The 19,201-nt window shown below is 44.9% G+C and carries 17 protein-coding genes; 4 read left to right on the top strand and 13 right to left on the bottom strand.

The genetic code is table 11. The features are described 5' to 3' along the window. Positions 1 to 89 precede the first annotated feature (89 nt). The 9 genes from AC3CID_RS17160 to xsc all read right to left on the bottom strand — a co-directional run bounded on the left by AC3CID_RS17160 (position 90) and on the right by xsc (position 10,256). A complete protein-coding gene (locus tag AC3CID_RS17160) occupies positions 90 to 662 on the bottom strand; it encodes an aldolase/citrate lyase/malate synthase family protein (protein WP_065206982.1) in 573 nt (190 codons plus the stop codon). A 236-nt stretch (positions 663 to 898) separates the two neighbouring features. Further along, positions 899 to 1,819, bottom strand: coding sequence for a cache domain-containing protein (locus AC3CID_RS17155; RefSeq protein ID WP_017074742.1), 921 nt, complete (start codon positions 1,817 to 1,819; stop codon positions 899 to 901). A gap of 11 nt (positions 1,820 to 1,830) precedes the next feature. Next, positions 1,831 to 3,171 carry a TRAP transporter large permease gene (locus tag AC3CID_RS17150; protein ID WP_017074741.1) on the bottom strand — a complete coding sequence of 447 codons (1,341 nt, stop codon included), beginning with the start codon at positions 3,169 to 3,171 and terminating at the stop codon, positions 1,831 to 1,833. A gap of 37 nt (positions 3,172 to 3,208) precedes the next feature. Beyond that, a complete protein-coding gene (locus tag AC3CID_RS17145; protein ID WP_017074740.1) occupies positions 3,209 to 3,751 on the bottom strand; it encodes a TRAP transporter small permease in 543 nt (180 codons plus the stop codon). Positions 3,752 to 3,915: 164 nt separating this feature from the next. Then, positions 3,916 to 4,917 carry a TRAP transporter substrate-binding protein gene (locus AC3CID_RS17140; protein ID WP_065206980.1) on the bottom strand — a complete coding sequence of 334 codons (1,002 nt, stop codon included), beginning with the start codon at positions 4,915 to 4,917 and terminating at the stop codon, positions 3,916 to 3,918. 117 nt (positions 4,918 to 5,034) lie between these two features. Then, complete coding sequence (locus AC3CID_RS17135; RefSeq protein WP_488527767.1) at positions 5,035 to 6,501, bottom strand: NAD(P)/FAD-dependent oxidoreductase; 1,467 nt, start codon at positions 6,499 to 6,501, stop codon at positions 5,035 to 5,037. A 48-nt stretch (positions 6,502 to 6,549) separates the two neighbouring features. Beyond that, positions 6,550 to 6,987: a nuclear transport factor 2 family protein gene (locus tag AC3CID_RS17130; RefSeq protein WP_017064287.1), complete on the bottom strand. Its 438-nt coding sequence runs from the start codon at positions 6,985 to 6,987 to the stop codon at positions 6,550 to 6,552. 264 nt (positions 6,988 to 7,251) lie between these two features. After that, complete coding sequence (locus AC3CID_RS17125) at positions 7,252 to 8,067, bottom strand: FRG domain-containing protein (protein ID WP_488527766.1); 816 nt, start codon at positions 8,065 to 8,067, stop codon at positions 7,252 to 7,254. 377 nt (positions 8,068 to 8,444) lie between these two features. Then, positions 8,445 to 10,256, bottom strand: a complete 1,812-nt coding sequence (gene xsc / locus AC3CID_RS17120; RefSeq protein WP_004731917.1) for a sulfoacetaldehyde acetyltransferase — start codon at positions 10,254 to 10,256, stop codon at positions 8,445 to 8,447. Positions 10,257 to 10,518: 262 nt separating this feature from the next. Between xsc and AC3CID_RS17115 the strand changes: the two genes are divergently transcribed. Then, positions 10,519 to 11,502: an AAA family ATPase gene (locus AC3CID_RS17115; RefSeq protein ID WP_488527765.1), complete on the top strand. Its 984-nt coding sequence runs from the start codon at positions 10,519 to 10,521 to the stop codon at positions 11,500 to 11,502. Between the two features lie 3 nt (positions 11,503 to 11,505). After that, positions 11,506 to 13,224, top strand: coding sequence for a cobaltochelatase CobT-related protein (locus AC3CID_RS17110; RefSeq protein ID WP_488527764.1), 1,719 nt, complete (start codon positions 11,506 to 11,508; stop codon positions 13,222 to 13,224). Between the two features lie 84 nt (positions 13,225 to 13,308). Here AC3CID_RS17110 and AC3CID_RS17105 read toward each other — a convergent pair whose 3' ends face one another. Both AC3CID_RS17105 and pta read right to left on the bottom strand, forming a co-directional pair. After that, positions 13,309 to 14,073 carry a TSUP family transporter gene (locus tag AC3CID_RS17105; RefSeq protein WP_488527763.1) on the bottom strand — a complete coding sequence of 255 codons (765 nt, stop codon included), beginning with the start codon at positions 14,071 to 14,073 and terminating at the stop codon, positions 13,309 to 13,311. A 73-nt stretch (positions 14,074 to 14,146) separates the two neighbouring features. Then, a complete protein-coding gene (gene pta, locus AC3CID_RS17100; RefSeq protein ID WP_488527762.1) occupies positions 14,147 to 15,232 on the bottom strand; it encodes a phosphate acetyltransferase in 1,086 nt (361 codons plus the stop codon). Between the two features lie 153 nt (positions 15,233 to 15,385). Between pta and AC3CID_RS17095 the strand changes: the two genes are divergently transcribed. Further along, positions 15,386 to 16,168 carry an IclR family transcriptional regulator gene (locus tag AC3CID_RS17095; RefSeq protein WP_016767893.1) on the top strand — a complete coding sequence of 261 codons (783 nt, stop codon included), beginning with the start codon at positions 15,386 to 15,388 and terminating at the stop codon, positions 16,166 to 16,168. A 182-nt stretch (positions 16,169 to 16,350) separates the two neighbouring features. Continuing rightward, positions 16,351 to 17,778, top strand: coding sequence for an NAD-dependent succinate-semialdehyde dehydrogenase (locus tag AC3CID_RS17090; protein WP_488527761.1), 1,428 nt, complete (start codon positions 16,351 to 16,353; stop codon positions 17,776 to 17,778). A gap of 157 nt (positions 17,779 to 17,935) precedes the next feature. Here AC3CID_RS17090 and AC3CID_RS17085 read toward each other — a convergent pair whose 3' ends face one another. Both AC3CID_RS17085 and AC3CID_RS17080 read right to left on the bottom strand, forming a co-directional pair. Further along, positions 17,936 to 18,700 (bottom strand): hydratase, encoded by a 765-nt coding sequence (locus AC3CID_RS17085; RefSeq protein WP_488527760.1) that lies wholly within the window; start codon positions 18,698 to 18,700, stop codon positions 17,936 to 17,938. Between the two features lie 195 nt (positions 18,701 to 18,895). Next, positions 18,896 to 19,201, bottom strand: coding sequence for a DUF3861 domain-containing protein (locus tag AC3CID_RS17080; RefSeq protein WP_488527759.1), 306 nt, complete (start codon positions 19,199 to 19,201; stop codon positions 18,896 to 18,898).

Raw genomic sequence — 19,201 nt, 5'->3', positions numbered from 1 at the left:
CGTACTTCGTACCAGACAAGTGCTGCTCATTACAGAATTACAGAATTACAGCTCACTACAGATGCACGACATTTAAGTCCGAAGCAATATTAGATCGCGAAGCAAAAACCTAGGTTATAGTCTTCACCATTCTTTTCTGTGAATTCTTTGTCTTCACTCGATGCGTTCGGTTTACCGCTTTCATCGCCCTTTACTAGGCTTACCCAGTGACGGATTCCTGAAGAACGGTTCGCCTCTGTTTGGCCAAACGTAGTGCATGTCTCTAGTTGGATATCTTGAATATCAACTAATTCCAAGTGGCCAGTACCTTTGCGAGCACCGATTGTCACTTCAACGTGTGTACCGCTTTCGTCACGGAATAAGATTGCTGATGGTTTTGACTTATCACCTGTGTAAGCCACAAAGTGTTTAGCTCGTTTCAGGCCTGTGTGTTCACCGTTTTTGAAGTAAACCTGAACATGTCGATAATCAATCTCGTAGCTCACTGCATCTTCGTGTGAACCCGCCTCAAGAGGAAATAAAGTATCAAGCAACTGCTTCGCCATTTTCTGTTTTTCGAGTTGCTTGTCTGCTTTCACCATTTCGACGGCAAAGACAGCTTCAGCAATAAATGTTGAATGGTTTCTGTGAAGTTCTGTTTTGTCTAGTGTCAGCATATTCATAGTTTTTCCCTCTTACGGCTTTGAATTTCATGTAGGTCAAAAATCCTGATTGACCCTTTTCAAAATTGTTCTTTACTGTGTTGCTTCCATGTATTTCATACTACTTGTATTTTCTAAACAATTTCACAACAAAAATTTCACACTGTGAATTTTACTAAATTGCTTTTTTACACACACCGGCATTTTGAGCCCCTAGCCCTTGATTTCCCTGGGCTGAGGGCTCACTAGAACCACTATTACGTGTTGTTTGATTTTGTGTAATAACCGACACCAACCAACTTATTGTCGATTACTCGATAATAGGTATGCTTGGTTTCGACTTTGCTCGACAGCGGATTCAACCATCGGTAGGTATAAACTCCACGCCCGTTTTCTTTTGCGAGGTTCAACATCTCAGTAAGAATCGGTTTATCGTCAGGGCTTAGGATTTCGTTGTGTGATCGCCCGACAAGTTCAGGAGATACACCGTGTGCGAGCAGCTTTCCAGAGCTCATGTCCATCACGAACACATACAAGTCTCCTTCAACAAAGCGACCTTCGCTATTATTGAACTCGGTAATGCTGTCTTGTTCGGATTCGACTATCGCCGTCATGGCTCTTGCCAACAATCGCTTAGCTTCTGCGGCACTTGAGCGTTCAGGGTAGTAACCCACAGCCACAATCACATCGCCCACTCGTTCAAAGAAGGTGGTCTTAGGCTCACCCATGCGGTCAGTCGGATTTGTCCAATGGTACTGAACTTCGCCAAAACCGTTATGTACAGCCTTAGTGATCATTTCTCGGAAAAAAGGATTGCCATAAACATCTTGAGTGTCCAAAACGCTGTCGCCCACCAACACCATTGAAGATCCGCCACTGGCGAGGAATTGGCCATCAATCCCTAAAGCAAACACATAAAGCTCACCGTCTGTATATTCAGGGTCGCTCATGAAGTCACTCACACTCTCATCGCCATCCTTTTGCACATGTATCACCGCCTTCGCAAGCAGGGTTTTGGCTCTTCTTTCAGCGTCACTGACAACATGTGGTTCTGAAATGTCGAGCACATTGACTGGCTCGTTTTCTTTCGCTGTTTCTGAATGTTCGGCACGCAACCCAATGCCACTGATCACTGCAAATACGGCACAACCAATAAGGATAATTCTTGATATATTCATAGTGACCTCTCCTAATAGCCCACCAAGGACGGTAGCCAAAGTGTAATTTGCGGGAAGAAAGCGATAACGAACACGCCAATAACGGATGCAAGCACAAAGGGATGGATCTTAGCGGTGATCTGTTCGACCGTGGCTCCGCCTATCCCCGAGGCAACAAAGATATTTTCACCGAGCGGCGGCGTAGCAAATCCTATCGATAACGTACACACCACCACGATTCCTACGTGCGTTGGATCCGCACCGAGCATGTACATGATTGGCAACAAGACCGGCACGATGATCATGATCGCGGCCAAGGTTTCCATGAACATGCCAACGAAAAGCAGTAACACAATAGTCAATGCCCACACCATGTACATGTTGTCAGTGAACCCTAACAATGACTCCGCCACCACAACCGGAATTTTTTGTTCGATTAACAAGCGACCAAATACCGTTGCCGCGAATAGAATCAGCAACACACGTCCAGTGATCCATGTCGTTGTCGACAATGACTTAATCGTGCTTTTGAACGATAACTCTCGGTGAATAAACACTCCGACAAACAGTGAATAGAAGATAGCCACAACCGCCGATTCTGTGGGTGTGAACATACCGCTGTAGATACCTCCGAGAATCAAAAACGGAGCCAGTATCGACCATATACCTCGGCGCAACGAGTGTCTTACTTCGCTAAATGACCAGTTTTCAGTCAACCCTTTGTAGCCTTCACGTTTAGCAATAAAGTAGTTAGTGACGACGAGTGTCGACGCCATAATGAAGCCAGGCACAACCCCAGCAACAAACAGTTTTGGAATAGATAAAGAGGCAAACTGCCCGTGTTGAGCAATGGCCTCTGGCGGTGCCATTAATCCCATTGCGGAGATACCGAAAATAACCAAGGGAATTGAGGGTGGGATAATAATACCCAATCCCCCTGAAGCAGCAGTCACCGCGGAGGCGTAGCTCTTATCATAATCTCGCTTAACCATTGCTGGCACCATTAGCATACCTACCGCAGCTGTGGTTGCAGGGCCTGAACCTGAGATAGCACCAAAAAACAAACACGCCATCACGGTTGCAGCGCCAAGGCCACCCGTCACGGGTCCGGCTAAGCTCTCTGCAATATCTACCAGACGTTTGGAGATACCCGCCGCCTCCATTAATGCGCCAGCAAGAACAAAGGCCGGCAGCGCCATTAACGGGAAGTTACCCACCGAAGTAAACGCGATCTGTACTAAAGCGATAGGATTTTTGTCGAGCAACATATAGGCTGCCATTGAAGCGCCGGCCAGTGATACGGTGATTGGTGCACCCAGAATTAACAGGGTTAAGAAGCCACCAAATAAAATTAGAGTTAAATAGGATTCCATTATTACATCTCTCTATTACGACTATTCTCTATGACGACTACTGTGATGATTTTTGTGCCGTCATTTTGCGCAGTTCTTTGACTTCAGGATCTTCGTTTTTAGCGCCTTTGAACAAACGCTCATAGTTGTTCCAGATAATTCGAATCATCATCAACGAAAACGCGATAGGCAAAATCATATAGAAGTATTTCATTGGGATGCCTGTTGTCTGAGACTTCCAAAACAGGTTCATTTTGTTGAACACGAAATCGTAGCTGAGGTAGACAAAGTAACCGTTGAACAGCAACCATAAGAAGTCAGCGATAGTTTCACAGACGGTCTGAACAATCGGTGGGAAAAACTTGAAGTGAAAACTGACTCGGTTATGTGCCGACATTTTGGCCGCCACAACGGCTCCTAAATAAGCAAACCAAACAAACATGTAAGTAGCCACTTCATCACCCCAAGGTATGGAGTAATCAAAAAACTGACGAGTAAGGATTTGTGTGAACAGCAATAAGACAAAGCTTGCTAGCAACAGACAACAGGTATATTCCTCGATGTTGTTAAGATGCTTTTTTATCGTTTTAGCGACTGACATATAACCTCCAATGTTGATTTCCACATGACAACCAATCGCTCGCGGTACTAAAAAGATCAGGTACTGAACAGATCAACGAGTAAAGCCATGTAAAGGCCCTATCTCACTGTTCTATCGCTAGGTGATTAAGTAGCGGAGAACAGCAGATAGGGCGTATCTAATCGTTACTTTCTACCTAGTAACTCAAGAACGTCGTCCAGCTTGTCTTTGCCACCAATGCTTGAATAGAACTTAGGCCAAACTGATTTCGTTACCTTGCTAATCCACTCTTGCTCATTGTCTGCTGGGTCTGTGAATACCATGCCTTTCGCTTGTAGCTCTTCACGGATCTTGTTTTCAGTATTCTCTAGATAAGCAAAGCTGTGTTCTGTTGCTTCCTGACCCGCTTCAAGAATGATCTTTTGCATCTCAGGTGTCTGTTGTTGGAAGACCGTTTCACTCACGATTAGCGGCTCAAGTGAGAAGATGTAACGGAGGTTTGTTACGTACTTCTGTACTTCATTGAACTTCATCGCATGAACAGTGATGTATGGGTTGTCTTGACCATCAACCACACCTTGTTGTAGCCCAGTAAAGGTTTCTGACCATGCCATTGGTGTTGGGTTTACGCCCCATGCTTGGTAAGACGCGATCATGATTTCGTTACGAGGGACACGAATCACTAACCCTTTTAGATCGGCTGGCGAAGCTACGGCTTTTTTCGAGTTAGTCAAAACCCTAAAACCAGAATAAGCCCAACCTACGATGCGAACGCCTGCGTCACGGATAGTATTGTCGACAAGGTCTTGACCGACTTGGCCTTGAGTTAATAGCACCGCTTCTTCTGCACTTTGAATAACATAAGGCATGGTCAGTAGACCAACCGTTGGAGAGAAAGGCGTCACGTTGTTGATCGCCAATACAGAGAAGTCGAGAAGGCCGATTGCCGCGTCGTTTACGGTGTCTTGCTCATTGCCCAATTGACCATTCGGGAACAGGTCGATTTTGACTTTACCGTCTGTTTTTTGCTCCATCAATTCAGAAAATGAGGTCGCTAATTCCCACTGAGTACCACCAGCAGCATCGCCGATAGCCATTTTAAAATTTGCTGCTGCCGCGGTATGAGATAGCATCGCTGTTGCTACAATTGTGACGCCAGCAATAATTTTATTTTTAATAAATTTCATAGTCTTAACCTTTCATATCATACAGACTTCCTGCCTGTACTTTGCTCACAAGGTGACCTGGTACAACTTTCCTGGTCGTAGTTCTATTTCCCTATTTTGGAAACAATGTTCGAGTAGTTAAAGCACTTCATCCTTTAACGAATACCACTGATAAAGGAACTGTTGCCCTACTCTTCGAAATGGTGCAAACATCTCAGATTCCACCACTTCCCTCACGTTGGGGAACGGAAGTTTTGATTCAAATATTGGCAAGTCAAGCTTATGACCTTCACCTGCAATCCACTGAGCAAGGCGCTTGCCTGCTTGAGCGGAGTACATCACACCATTGCCGCCATACCCTAGTGCGTAGAATATGGATTGCTTTGGATTCGGCTGATAGATTCTTGGCATCATGTCGTGGCTAACATCAACCCAACCCCACCATGAATAATCGATTTTGATCTGATCGAGAGAAGGGAATTTTCGGGTTAAATCCGATCTCAACATATCTTCGTATTTCTTTTCAGGTGCGTTCTTGCCACTGATGGCACTGCGTGTACCTATCTGCACTCGGTTATCGGGTAACAAACGGTAGTAATGACGCAAGATCCTAGTATCAGTAATCACCTGATTGGTTTTGAAGTTACACGCAGCGATTTCGTCTTGAGTTAACGGACGCGTCACCATCGAGTTAGAAAGTACTGGCAATAAGCGATTCTTAAGCTCTGAATGCAAACCTTGGCTGGTATATCCGCCTGTACAAACACCGACAGAGCGAGCCTTTACAACACCACCAGGCGTTTTCAGGTAATGCACACCGTTGCGAGTTTCCCATCCCATCACAGGGCTTGCTGGGTGAACTTTTACGCCGAGTGCTCTCGCCTTTCTTAGATAACCAAATGCCAGTTTCCCTGCATGAATGCCAATACCTTCTGGCTCATGCATTGCGCCTGCCGCTTCTTGGTCACCAACGTAATCACGCTTTACGGTTTCCGCATCTAAGATCTGCGCATCGTAATCAAACGTGTCACGCAGCAACTTGGCTTCTTTCTCGAGCGTTGCCATCACTTTTGGACGGTGAGCAACGTATAAGTGGCCACCCGGTTGTGGGTCACAATCAATGTCTTTGATTAGAGACTTAAATGTGTTCATGCCGTCGACGCATTCGCGGTGCATTTTTAGTGCGGTTTCGAGTCCCCAGCGTTCAATCCACTGAGAGCGCTTCAAACGTCCTGACGCACACTGAGCCTGACCACCATTTCGGGTACTGCAGCCCCAACTCAAACGGTTAGCTTCAATCACAGTCGCTTTAATACCGTACATTTCAGCAAGGTGTATCGCGGTGCTTAGGCCAGTGTAGCCTGAACCGATTATCGCCACATCGACATCCATATCCGATGTAATTGGACCATCATCTTCAGGTGGTACGCCTGCGGTATCTACCCAATAAGTCGGGGCGTATTCCTTGCCGTTACCTGGGCTCTTGTCTTTAAGTGGATCGTATTTTGGATCGTAATTATCTTGTGCTTGGGTGCTTTCTTTTACTTGGGTGCTTTTCACCTTTGGCGGCACATCGGCTGCCGGTTGTTCCATTACTAAACTCATAATTCGACTCTCCTAGTCATAACACGTGAACGGGTTGTGGTTTCGTGTCTAGCTCTTGGGAGTATTGTTGGGAGTCAAAAGAGGTCGTGTTTTACGGAAGGCATTTTTTACGCTGATTTTTCCATCTTTCAGGGTAAACACATCAACCATACGAGCTTCGATGACGGTGCCATCAGGGTTAGTCGCAGAGAACGTTGATTCACTTACCGCGCGGTCACCACACACAAAGTGGACAGGGTCGCTCCAGGCTGCATCTGGAAAGTTCTGCCAAACCAATTCAAAGCTATTGCGAACGGCTTCGTACCCTTCAATAGTGTTTCCAAGTTCGCCTTCTCCTGCCACGGTGTGGAAGACACAGTCTTCGGTCATAAACGACATTAGCGCTTCAATATCATGGTTATTCCATGCATCACTAAAAGACTGTAAAAAGGCGGTGTCGACTTGGTTTTCCAGCACGAATGTTGCTGCATTGGTTTGCATATTCATATTCCAGAATCCTTTATGTTTTCGTTATTGGTTTAAATTTCAGTAGCTTTGCGCCACTTTTTTATTAGAGTGTTTAAACTAGATCTGTGAAATTTAACAACTTGATAACAAGCTTCGCCACTCTAACTTCGAGTTACTTTATAAACAATCTTTAAGCTCACAGATTTCATTTTTTTATAAATTAATTAGCGTTCTAATTTTATTTACACAGTCACTCACTATATTTATACGAGGTCTAAATAAAATAATTATAAATATTAGACTTTAGTCGAAGTCAAAATCTTGATGGTACTTTCGGCCATACTGCTCAAGCTGGCGATCATGAGTATTAACTTGTAATTCGATATTACCCTCACCTTTATTAATTGCTTGATTACCATCTACATGAGCTTCATTTTTCAAATCAGCCAGTTCCTCTTCAATATATTCTGTCGGTTCATTTAAAACATTCATGGAGATTAATTCCTTTATCAGGTTTACTTTCGCTGATGGAAGAATATGAACGGATACTAGACCGTTTGAATATTCTTTCTCATCGTACAAAGGCTGAATGGCATCATTGCCACCTTCCTTAAATGGGTGAATGGAATACCACTTATCTTTTCGTTGCTCTTGCTGATCACAATCAGCCACATTGAATATCTGAGTCCTATTGAGGTCACATGGTGAGTTGAAAACACTAACTTTATGATAATCAATGGCTTTAATAATATTGATACAGTCTTTACTTTGGCTATGACATACAGACCACAGCGCATTAATCAGGTTATCTGTCCATTCAAGTAAACGAGTTGGAAACCCCTGTTTCTTGGCTAAACACATCAGTAACCAATCGTTTATCTCGTGTGCACTCAACGAATGCCCACCATAAACTCTCACGGTCGAGAGAAGCTCTTGTTCGACACGGCGAATATTCTTTCGATTTGATCGGCCTAAACTCGGCATCAAGTTATTATTTTCATAATCACACACGTTATAAATTAATCCACGGTGCCCACTACACTCTGTAATGAGTGAATCGATTACTTCATACAGCTCTTCGATAGAACTTATATAACGTTTATGCTTCATAACATGCATGCAATAAGTCACTTAATTTAAATTTGGCACAATCCAAAAATCAACACTCAATAATCTTGTTAATCAACGATCACGGTGATTAGTGGTGAAAATAATTTCAAAAAATGATAGTAGATATATATTTTCATTACTAACTAGTATTTAAAGATCCATCCACTAAGAATCTATTAATAATAACGAGCGACAAAATTTATATAGCTAGAACCACTTAAATACTCATGGGGCATTTAATTAGTGTTCTAATGTTTAACGAGAAATTATTGAACTAAGCGTTTACGTTCTTCACTTAAGCACTTTGCCAATACCCGTTAATATTGCCCGACCACGCACTCGACAACATTCTCGATGATACGGTGGCCGGACAAACATCCTATGACTTATACGTAGTCTTTGTATTTATCTAGGAAACGAACCGGTGTTGATAGTGCATCTCGGCGGAACGGGTCGCCCAATTCCTGAGTACACATGATTTCAATGATGGTTGTTTTGCCTTCGTTCATCTGCATATCGATGGCTTTTTGCAAGGTTGGACCTACATCTTCTAGCTTATCAACCGTGATACCTTCAGCGCCCATTGCTCGTGCAATCTCTGCAAAGCTTTGGTTTTCAAGTTCACCGGCAACAAAGCGTCGGTTGTAGAAGTCGACTTGGTTCTTCTTCTCTGCACCCCATTGACGGTTGTGGAATACCACGGCTGTCACTGGAATGTTATGGCGAACACATGTCATGGTTTCCATCAGGCTCATGCCCCACGCACCGTCGCCTGCGTATGAGATAGCTGGACGATGAGGTGCAGCTGCTTTCGCACCAATGATGGTCGGGAATGCGTAACCACAGTTACCGAAACTCATTGCAGCAAAAAAGCTACGTGGTTTTTCAAAGCGTAAGTAGCTGTTTGCCACTGAGTTGATGTTACCGATATCCGTCGAGACCATTACGTCTTCTGGCATCGCTTTTTCTAGCTCACGCAATACTTGGCGTGGGTGTAGATATTCACCACCAGAGAACGGAGTCTCGTGTGAGTTTTCCTCAATCATATCTAAGCTGAAAGAATCACGTTCGTGTGTCCACTCATCAAGCTCTTTTTCCCAAAGTGCTTTTTCTGTAGCGACGGTATCTTGGCGAGCGCCTTTGTTGTCATCACACAACAGTGCGCGGCCTTCCAACCTTTCAGATAGAGCAACCGCAGCTGCTTTCGCATCACCACAGATACCAACCGAAATTTTCTTAACCAGACCCAGCATCTTGTTGTCTGCATCAATCTGAATGATTTTCGCATTCTTCGGCCAGTAGTCCATGCCATGTTGAGGCAAGGTACCAAATGGACCAAGACGTGTACCCAAAGCGATAACCACATCCGCTTGAGCCATCAGTTTCATTGCTGCTTTCGAACCTTGGTAGCCTAAAGGACCACACCATAATGGGTGACTAGCAGGGAAAGAGTCATTGTGTAGGTAGCTGTTAACTACTGGAGCTCCTAGTCTTTCCGCCAACGCCGCACACTCTTGAACTGCATCTGCCATTACCACGCCGCCACCAGAAATGATGACTGGGAATTTCGCTTCAGCAATCAGGTCTGCCGCTTCATTTAGAGATTTCTCACCACCTGGACCACGGTCTAAACGCGCGGGTTTAGGGATCTCGGTTTGAGTTTCACCGTAGAAGTAGTCACGTGGAATGTTCAGCTGAGTCGGACCCATTTCGCTCATTGCACGGTCAAAACATCGACCCGTGTATTCAGCCATACGATCTGGGTGCGTTACGTGTCCTTGATACTTAGTAAACTCTTGGAACATTGGAAGCTGGTTACACTCTTGGAAACCACCTAAGCCCATCGTTTTAGTGCCTGTCTCTGGCGTCACAATGACGACCGGGCTATGTGCCCAGAACGCCGCTGCGATCGCAGTCACACAGTTACTGATACCTGGGCCATTTTGCCCGATAACCACGCCATGGCGACCAGATACACGAGAGTAACCATCTGCCATGTGGGCAGCGCCTTGCTCGTGTACTACTGGGACCAATCGAATGCCAGCAGGAGCAAAGATATCCATTGCGTCCATAAATGCCGACCCCATGATGCCGAACATATCGGTAACATCATTAGCAACCATAGTTTCAACGAACGCTTCTGATGGTGTCATTGTTACTGTGCCGGAAACAACCGTACGTTTTTCTTGCTCGCTCATTCTTCCACTCTCCTTGAGTTAACCAAAATTTCACTTTTCGGAATGAATCGTCTCTTTTTCGAATTCATTTTCACCTTAGTAGTAGAATTTTTGCGCGTCAACTTTTTATATTAAATTGGAACAATTCATTCTAATTAATAAAACTAGATCACATTATTGGTAGTTATTCGTACAAAAAGTGCCGTTAACTTAAGCGGAGCTGTTAATAATCGATGAAATATCGCGATAGCAGCGACAAGTGATGAGTTATATAGAGGGAAAAATGATGAAAGAGGCGGAATTGATACCAACGCAACCAGTAAGTGTGAGAGAACGCTTTGGGATCGACAGCAACCTAACCGTGATGGCATTTGAACATGCGGGCGAATATGTTCCTAAAGTCGATCCAAATTACTGTTTCGACCCCGAAGTGACGTTGGCTATATTGGCGGGGTTCACCTCCAATCGTCGCACATTGATACAAGGCACACACGGAACGGGCAAGTCGTCTCACATTGAGCAAATTGCCGCAAGATTGAATTGGCCGTGTTTGAGGATCAACCTAGACGGACACTTAAGTCGCTTGGATTTCATAGGTAAAGACAGCATCGTCATTAGAGACGGAATGCAAGTAACAGAGTTTAAAGAAGGCATTCTTCCTCAGAGCATTCAACAACCCATCGCACTGGTATTAGATGAATACGACGCTGGTCGTCCTGACGTGATGTTTGTGATTCAACAGCTATTAGAGCAAGACGGCAAATACACCTCTTTAGAACAAAACCGAGTGATCACTCCTCACCCTTCTTTCCGCCTGTTTGCTACCTGCAACACGCTTGGCTTGGGTAATTTTTCAGGTTTGTATTCGGGTACTCAAGTACTTAACCACAGTCAGTTAGATAGATGGAACATCATCGCTACACTCAACTATTTAGATCCACAACATGAAACTAAGATCGTGTTATCCAAGCTTCCAGATCTAAATAATGAAAGTGGCCGACAACTGGTTGAGAAAATGATCGCGACCGCCGGATTAACGCGTAACGGGTTTCGAGCTGGTGACCTTTCGACGGTGATGTCTCCGAGAACGGTGCTCACTTGGGCCGAAAACATCCAAATATTCGACGATGTAGCAACGGCATTTAGACTGTCATTCTTAAATCGCTGCGAAGACGAAGAGAAAGAGCTAGTCAGTGAATACTATTTCCGCTGCTTTGGTGAAGATCTAGAAACGCATGCTCAAAACTATTCGCACTCGGAGTCGTAAATCATGGCCAATGTTTCTTCTCAGCAGAAAAAGATCCTTGATCTTGGCGTGTCTGTCGCCAGAGCGATCAGTGGTGAGTTGAATCTGAATTATCGGGGGGAGCGTCTCTATAAAGGCAATATCCCCTGTTATTACCAGTCTGCACACACTAACGATCTCACCTTTGTGTCTCGCCATGAGTTGAAAAACAGCAAGCTTTCGATGCAAGGTAAGATCGATTCATCGGCATTACGACTCTTGCTTTCAGATGCTGCTCTTCATTACTCATTGCGACCGAAAAACGAAGTCGAACGTCTGTTATATGATTTCTGCGAACAGGTACGAATCGAATCGCAAGTCCCGTCTTATCTGAAGGGCGTGATCACTAGTATTCAATTCAACTTTGCGTATTGGAGCGACCAGTATCATCAGAATGGCTTCACCGAATCACGAATAGGCATGTTGCTGTTTACACTGATGCAGGTCATCCACACCCGCTTAACTGGCGTCCCAGTTTCGGAGCCTATCGCTGAAACCATTGAATCGACTCGCGCCGGCATCGTACCTACTTTTGGTCACTGCCTGAAGCGCTTAAAGCAACATCGAGCCGACCAACAACAGTTTGCACACTGCGCTAACGAGCTTGCCGCCCTTGCACAAGAGTTAGTCATCCAAGAACAAGAAAATGATAACTCGCCCACTCCAACGGTCGAAGAAGACATTAAGATCCTTGCGCAGCTTGCCTTGATTGTTGATGGTGACATTCAAGATGAAGACGTCGATAGCGACATAACGGGCAGTAGTAAGGTATTCGAGCTTTCGGGCGCGAATTATCAGGTCTTTAATTCAGAATTTGATCAAGTCATCGCGGCAGACAAACTCGTCAGGCGCGCCCTATTACTCGAACTAAGACAAAAGCTGACTGATGACATCATGGCGAGACAAGTAAACACTCGCCGTTTAGCCGCTATGCTCACTAGCTTTGTTGCCACGCCACAAAGGAACCGACGTCAGGATCATTTAGAAGAAGGCATTGTTAACGCCACTACCATCACCAAGCTCATCACTTCGCCATTGGATCGCACAGCCTTTTATCAACCTGACATCGGCGCATCTCATCAATGTGCCATCACGTTTTTAATGGATTGCTCAGGTTCAATGCAAAAGCACAGTCACAAGTTAAGCCTGTTGATGGATACGATTCTTAAATCCGTTGGACTGGCCAACATTCCATTTGAGATCATTGGATTCACGACCAATAACTGGAACGGTGGAAAAGTTTATCGACAGTGGCTTAAACAAGGCCAACCAAAGCACCCAGGCCGGTTGAACGAAGTTCGGCACATCGTGTTTAAGGATTTTGATACACATTGGAGACGATCTCGCCTTGGGATTGCTAGCCTTCGTAAAGCAGACATCTTTAAAGAAGGGATTGATGGCGAAGCAGTGCAGTTCGCTAGCCTGCGTTTAAAGCAGCACAGTGCACAACGAAAGGTTTTGATCGTGTTCTCAGACGGCTGCCCAATGGATACCGCCACCAGCACCGCCAACGATCAGTTCTATTTGGATAACCACCTCAAACAAGTCATTGAACGTGAGTCGACCAAAAACGGAATTGAGATTCATGGCGTGGGGATGGGAGTGGATTTGAGCCCATATTACCGCAACAACATTACCTTGGACGTACAAGAGAGCTGCTTGTTCGGGCTATGTAAGAACATCTTTGAGATGCTAAAGCGCTGACGTGTCAGTGAGGAGGGAGTCATCAAGCATTAAACGAGAATCAAGCCCTCCTCCTTCAAAGATAACTTTGATAAAGAAAACGTTCTAAGCCAAAAACAACGACCATGCAGAGACCGCCATCAAATACCCGCCTATCAACATCAACACAATAAACACTAACTTTCTGAGTTGATCATTAGACAGCGGCGGTGGAAAGCGCCGAGCAAACATCGTGACAAGCGCTACCAAGGGAACAGCAATAGCAGATAACCACAGTATGCTCTGTTCCATGTCGCCTGCAGCGTAGACATTGACAGTACGCGACATCGACGTACAAGCGAAAACCATCAGCAGTGTGCTTCGCACCAGATCGAGTGTAAAAGGTTGCCGATAGAGATGATAAACAATCGGAGGGCCCGCCATCCCAAATAACCCGCCCGCTAAACCAGAGCTAAATCCTGATATAAGGAATGATACCGTTGCCGAACGATCCTTTCTGGTTTTAGGTTTGAACATAAAACTCAAACCTGCGAATAGCACCATCGCACCCAATAGCCCCCGCAAGATATTGGTCGCAGAGTCACTCAACTCATCCAGCAAGAACACCCCCATTGATACACCGGGAATAATACCGATGACTAACACCACCAGAATTTTGAGCTCCCCAAGCAATGGCTTACCCATCAAAGCGACAAAGCAATTAAACAAAGTCACAATACTGACCACAGCAGCAATAACGGGTAAGGAAACCAGATTAAGACTGACCGTTAAACCAATTACAATGATCCCAAGACCAAACCCCGTGACGGTTTGGAAATAGGTACCCACCGCGATGGTGGCAAGAATGGCGAGTAAAACAGGTAACTCCATCAGCAATCCTAATTAGGTTGTTTAGGGTTTTATTTTGGGTGCAAAATTCAGTATTAGCTTCGGGAGCTAAATGTTAATACCTAAAATCAAACGTCGACTCTTCTTTTTCTTCAACATCAGCTTCAATATCAATATCAATATCAGCGTTAGAATCAGACACTTTCCCTTGCTGCGCTTGTACCGCGGTCACCGCGATCACATTAAAGATATCTTGCGCGCTACACCCTCTCGATAGGTCATTGGCAGGTTGATTCAGGCCTTGTAATAACGGTCCAATCGCAACTGCCCCACCTAACCTCTCCGCAAGCTTATAACCAATATTGCCGGCTTCTAAATTGGGGAATATCAACACGTTCGATTGACCTTTCACCTCTGAATCTGGCAACTTTTTCGCGGCAATCTCAGTCACAATCGCGGCATCGAGTTGAACATCCTGATCGACAGCTATTCCGGGACAGCGTTGCTTCACTAACTGAGCGGCATTACGAACCTTATCGACCGATTCGTGCTTGGCACTGCCGTTGGTCGAAAACGACAGCATTGCGACTTTAGGTTCTTCCATCAGTAGCGTTTGAGCGCTGTTTGATGCGGCCACTGCAATCGATGCTAGCTCGGTTTCATTGGGGTTAATCACCAAACCACAGTCACTGAAAATCATGCCACCTTTAAGGTTATGGAAAGGCTCACACAACATCATCAGAAAGAAGCTCGATACCAATTCACTGTCTGGTGCTGGCCCAATGATCTGCAGCGCCGCTCGTACTACATCAGACGTGGTGTAAACCGCACCATTAACTGTGCCATCGACCAGCCCCTCTCTGACCATCAAATTGGCAAAAACGAGTGGGTCTAGAACCAACTCTAGAGCGTCATCGTAAGTCATACCTTTCGCTTTTCTTAGCGTATACAACCGCTCAGCGAGCACTTCTTTGAGTGATGACGCCTGTGGGGAAACAATATGAATGCCTACAAGATCAATGTGCTGTAATTCTGCAGCAGCGATGATCGCTGGTTCATCCCCTACTAGGGTGATGTGAGCGAGCTGTTTGTCTATCGCCATTCTTGCGGCTGCTAGTACTCGCGGGTCCTCAGCTTCACTCAAAACCACTCGCTTACGATCTAAGTGAGCCTTATCAATAATCCGTTCAATCGCCTTCATCTTAAATTCCATTTATTGAGATTAATTGTTCCATAATTTATATTTATATTATTGGAATAATAAAAAAGGTCAAATTTTATTCAGATAATTGAAGAATAATGATTTGGTATGTACACTCTTAGGCATAGACATATCGCAAGGATGGATCATTATATGCAAACAGAAACACCACCAGTTCAAGGGGATACACCGACTCTCCGACTTTTTGCACTATTAGAGGTGATAGCGCAAAAAGACGAGTTTATTTCTCTTCAGGGGTTAGTCGAAGAAACTGGACTACCAAAACCGACCCTGCACCGAATGCTTCAGCAGTTAGAAGCAGCAGGCATCATTCAAAGAGACGGCGATGAGAAGCACTACAGCTCAGGTATTCGACTCAGAAAGCTTGCCGAAAACCTACTGTTGAATAGCACCATGCACAGTGCCCGACGCACGATTCTTGAAAACCTGAGGGCAGAAGTTGGTGAAAGCTGTAACCTAACGGCGCTATCAAGTGGCGAGATCATCTATCTTGATCGTGCAGAAACTGAAGCCCCCCTTCGTTTTCACCTACACCCAGGCTCTCGCGTCCCAGTGCATTGTTCAGCAAGCGGGAAATTGTTTTTAGCGCACATGTCTAAGTCACAGCGTCGAAGACTGATTGAAAACGTGCCACTGACTCAATACACCGTGAACACCATTACAGACTATTCGATGTTAGAGAAAGACATCGAAGAAGCGAAAATCCAAGGCTTTGCGATTGATGACGAAGAATTTTTGCCGGGCTTAGTCTGTATCGCCGTGCTAATCCCGTCATCTACGGGTCAATCAAACCTCGGCCTCGCAATACAAGCACCTGTCATTCGATTAAGACCAGATGAAGCGATTAAATTCTTACCGGCGCTTCAAAAAGCGGCAAAAGCGCTAGCAAAAATAGAATCTGATAATTGGGGTTAGTTTTGATAATTTCAGCTTAACAGTAGGATCTGGCTTTAAGTACATATTGAAGCCTGTTGCCCCGTTGTCACTGTATTCGGCTAAACGGTACTCGACCAAACGATGTTTGGTCGAAATCATTTTAACGCCCGCATTTATCATAAACAGCAACATACTTAAGTAATCACGACAAAGGAAACACGATGCTAAACATTAACAACAAGCACTTACTCTCTTTTATGGTGACAGAACCAACAAACGCTGTTTCGGTAACAAACCCGGCAACTGGGGAACTCGTAGGGCACGCACCTATTTTATCTGAGTCTGAATTAACAAGTGCTATCGAACGCGCCCACATAGCACAAAAAGAGTGGGCTCAAGTACCTGCTAAATCTCGCGCCGCATTACTTCATCGCTGGCATCAGCTGATCCTTGAAAACAAAGATGATCTTGCTCGGCTAATGACGATTGAACAAGGCAAACCGTTAGCCGAAGCAAAGGGCGAGATCGTTTATGGTGCGAGTTTTATAGAATGGTTCGCTGAAGAAGCGAAGCGAACCTATGGCGATTCAATCCCGAGTACAGTCGCGGGTAAACGCTTAGTTACGATCAAGCAACCTATTGGAGTGGCTTGTGCCATTACCCCATGGAACTTTCCCACGGCGATGATCACGCGTAAAGCCGCACCTGCCTTAGCCGCGGGTTGTAGCTTTGTCGTGAAGCCGTCAGATGAAACACCACTGTCTGCGTTTGCTGTGGTTGAATTGGCTTACCAAGCGGGCATTCCGAAAGATCTACTTCAAGTCGTACTCGGTGAAAGCCCAGAGCAAGTGGGTGGTCTTTTCACCTCACACCCACTGATTAAAAAAATCTCTTTTACTGGTTCTACCCGAGTCGGCAGTATCTTGATGGCTCAAGCGGCGAAAGGAATCAAGCGTACCTCAATGGAACTGGGTGGCAACGCACCTTTTATTGTGTTTGACGATGCGGATATTGACGCTGCAGTTCAAGGCGCAATGGCTTCAAAATTCCGTAATGCAGGCCAAACCTGTGTTTGTGCAAACCGTTTCTATGTTCACAGTAAAGTATACGATGAGTTCGTGGCTAAATTCGATCAAGCGGTTCAACAGCTTAAGATTGGTAACGGCTTAGATGAAGGTGTCACCATTGGTCCTGTTGTCAGTCAGAATGCGAAGAACAACATCCAAGCATTAATAGACAGAGCGGTAGAACAAGGCGCGACACCTGTGACGCCAACTCAAGAGCTTGATGGGCTTTTCCTTCAGCCTGTCATTCTTAAAAATGTTAAACACAGCATGGACATTGTTCAGCAAGAGATCTTTGGTCCTGTCGCTCCTGTGATGCAATTCGAGACAGACGAAGAGCTTATTGAGATGGCAAACGATACAATTTACGGTTTAGCATCATACTTCTATAGCCAGAATATCCACCGTGTATGGAAAATCGCAGAAGCGCTTGAGTACGGAATGGTCGGCATCAATGATGGATTGATCTCTACCGAAGTCGCCCCTTTCGGTGGTGTTAAGCAATCAGGTATTGGCCGTGAAGGTGCCAAAGAAGGCATCGATGAGTACATGGACATTAAATATCTGTGTTTTGGTAGTAACTAGGTTTTAGAAGTAGTTAAATTTCGCATTCACTCGTTTTAATGGTAACGAGCACTAAAATAAGAGTCGTATTTGACTCTTATTGCTCCAGAAAATAGAAAAGGCTACTTACTAACCAAGTAAGCAGCCTTTAGATAACAGATCATGTGGGTAACAAGCTTTACAACTTTTGCTTAAACGTTACTTGGTATTCGCCAATATCTTGGTAATGGAATGTCGTTAGCTTATCGAATTCCATTTCTACGATACCGCAGTAAGAACCCGTGATGATTGCTTCACCCGCTTGGAAATCAACACCACGACGCGTCATGTAGTTAATCAGCCAGTAGATTGGGCTTGGTGGCAGTGTATTCGGGTGCTTACCGTCAAATGCTTGAACTCGCTCGCCTTGAGTTACTTCAATACTGATCTCAGCAGAGGTGAACGCTTTTTCGCGATCAATCTCAGGGCCGATGAACAAGCCTTGGTTTACTAGGCCGTCAGCAAGTCTTTCATAGAACTCGGCACCGCTGTCATCAGCAAAGCGAGATTGCATTAACTCAAGAGCCATATGGCAAGAACCAATCGCTTCATTGATTTGCTCTTCACTGTAACCTTCTGGGTTTGCAGGCAGGCTCTTTGCAAGCGTAAAGGCAATTTCAGGCTCAACACGTACTACGTCGTTGTCAGCAAACAGTTCGCAAACTTCGCCTTGTTGAACGCTACCCGAAAAGATAGGCGCAACAATGAACTTGTCTTCAGCCAAAGGAAGCAAACACTTCCAACCACCGACCTTGTCGCTCTTGAGATCGATCATTGATGATTGGATCTTTAGCGCATCTTCCAAGTTATTCGGACGGTACTGTTCGTCCAATCTTGGTGCTTTGGTTCCCGCAACGCGGCGACTTAGCAGTTCTTCAGCTGCTTGCCTAAATACATTTGTCATATAATATCACCTTTATTTTTATGACCAGTATAATATCGGATTTCTTGAAGCTTGAATAGACAATTAAATAGCGAAACAACACCATGAATTCAATCATCAATTTTCGCACATTCTAGCCGCAAACAACTGAAATTATGTTGATTTAAACCAGTAAGTTCGTTACTGGCTTTTCGATGTGTTACTGATGATTAGGCTTTACTGCCCTTTCAAGGTCTTCTTAAGGTTTTGCATGAAGTCTCTGAAGTGAGGCATGAAATCAACAAAAAGAGGATGCTTGCGATCTTGCATCATTAATGGACCGAGTAAGCGGATACTCACACCCAGTCGTGCTGCTGATTGTTCGTCTAAGCCGCTGTCTTGTTTGATCTTCTCAACAATCGCGAACATGTTTTCTCTGTCTTCTATTTCAAACTGCATGGTTTGCAGTTCACGATCTTCTTTGATGTTCACTTCTTCGATAGTGATGCGGTAGTTGTTATGTTTGCCTGTAAATGCTGTCAT

This window comes from Vibrio sp. QJM3NY_21 (genome assembly GCF_057785975.1).
Note: the sequence above shows the minus strand (reverse complement) of the source record. Positions and strands in the feature narration are given on the sequence as shown.

Bases quoted from the DNA above. Each gene is read 5' to 3' on its own strand.
- AC3CID_RS17160 (WP_065206982.1), bottom strand. From the start codon at position 662: ATGAATATGCTGACACTAGACAAAACAGAACTTCACAGAAACCATTCA.
- AC3CID_RS17155 (WP_017074742.1), bottom strand. From the start codon at position 1,819: ATGAATATATCAAGAATTATCCTTATTGGTTGTGCCGTATTTGCAGTG.
- AC3CID_RS17150 (WP_017074741.1), bottom strand. From the start codon at position 3,171: ATGGAATCCTATTTAACTCTAATTTTATTTGGTGGCTTCTTAACCCTG.
- AC3CID_RS17145 (WP_017074740.1), bottom strand. From the start codon at position 3,751: ATGTCAGTCGCTAAAACGATAAAAAAGCATCTTAACAACATCGAGGAA.
- AC3CID_RS17140 (WP_065206980.1), bottom strand. From the start codon at position 4,917: ATGAAATTTATTAAAAATAAAATTATTGCTGGCGTCACAATTGTAGCA.
- AC3CID_RS17135 (WP_488527767.1), bottom strand. From the start codon at position 6,501: ATGAGTTTAGTAATGGAACAACCGGCAGCCGATGTGCCGCCAAAGGTG.
- AC3CID_RS17130 (WP_017064287.1), bottom strand. From the start codon at position 6,987: ATGAATATGCAAACCAATGCAGCAACATTCGTGCTGGAAAACCAAGTC.
- AC3CID_RS17125 (WP_488527766.1), bottom strand. From the start codon at position 8,067: ATGCATGTTATGAAGCATAAACGTTATATAAGTTCTATCGAAGAGCTG.
- xsc (WP_004731917.1), bottom strand. From the start codon at position 10,256: ATGAGCGAGCAAGAAAAACGTACGGTTGTTTCCGGCACAGTAACAATG.
- AC3CID_RS17115 (WP_488527765.1), top strand. From the start codon at position 10,519: ATGATGAAAGAGGCGGAATTGATACCAACGCAACCAGTAAGTGTGAGA.
- AC3CID_RS17110 (WP_488527764.1), top strand. From the start codon at position 11,506: ATGGCCAATGTTTCTTCTCAGCAGAAAAAGATCCTTGATCTTGGCGTG.
- AC3CID_RS17105 (WP_488527763.1), bottom strand. From the start codon at position 14,073: ATGGAGTTACCTGTTTTACTCGCCATTCTTGCCACCATCGCGGTGGGT.
- pta (WP_488527762.1), bottom strand. From the start codon at position 15,232: ATGAAGGCGATTGAACGGATTATTGATAAGGCTCACTTAGATCGTAAG.
- AC3CID_RS17095 (WP_016767893.1), top strand. From the start codon at position 15,386: ATGCAAACAGAAACACCACCAGTTCAAGGGGATACACCGACTCTCCGA.
- AC3CID_RS17090 (WP_488527761.1), top strand. From the start codon at position 16,351: ATGCTAAACATTAACAACAAGCACTTACTCTCTTTTATGGTGACAGAA.
- AC3CID_RS17085 (WP_488527760.1), bottom strand. From the start codon at position 18,700: ATGACAAATGTATTTAGGCAAGCAGCTGAAGAACTGCTAAGTCGCCGC.
- AC3CID_RS17080 (WP_488527759.1), bottom strand. From the start codon at position 19,201: ATGACAGCATTTACAGGCAAACATAACAACTACCGCATCACTATCGAA.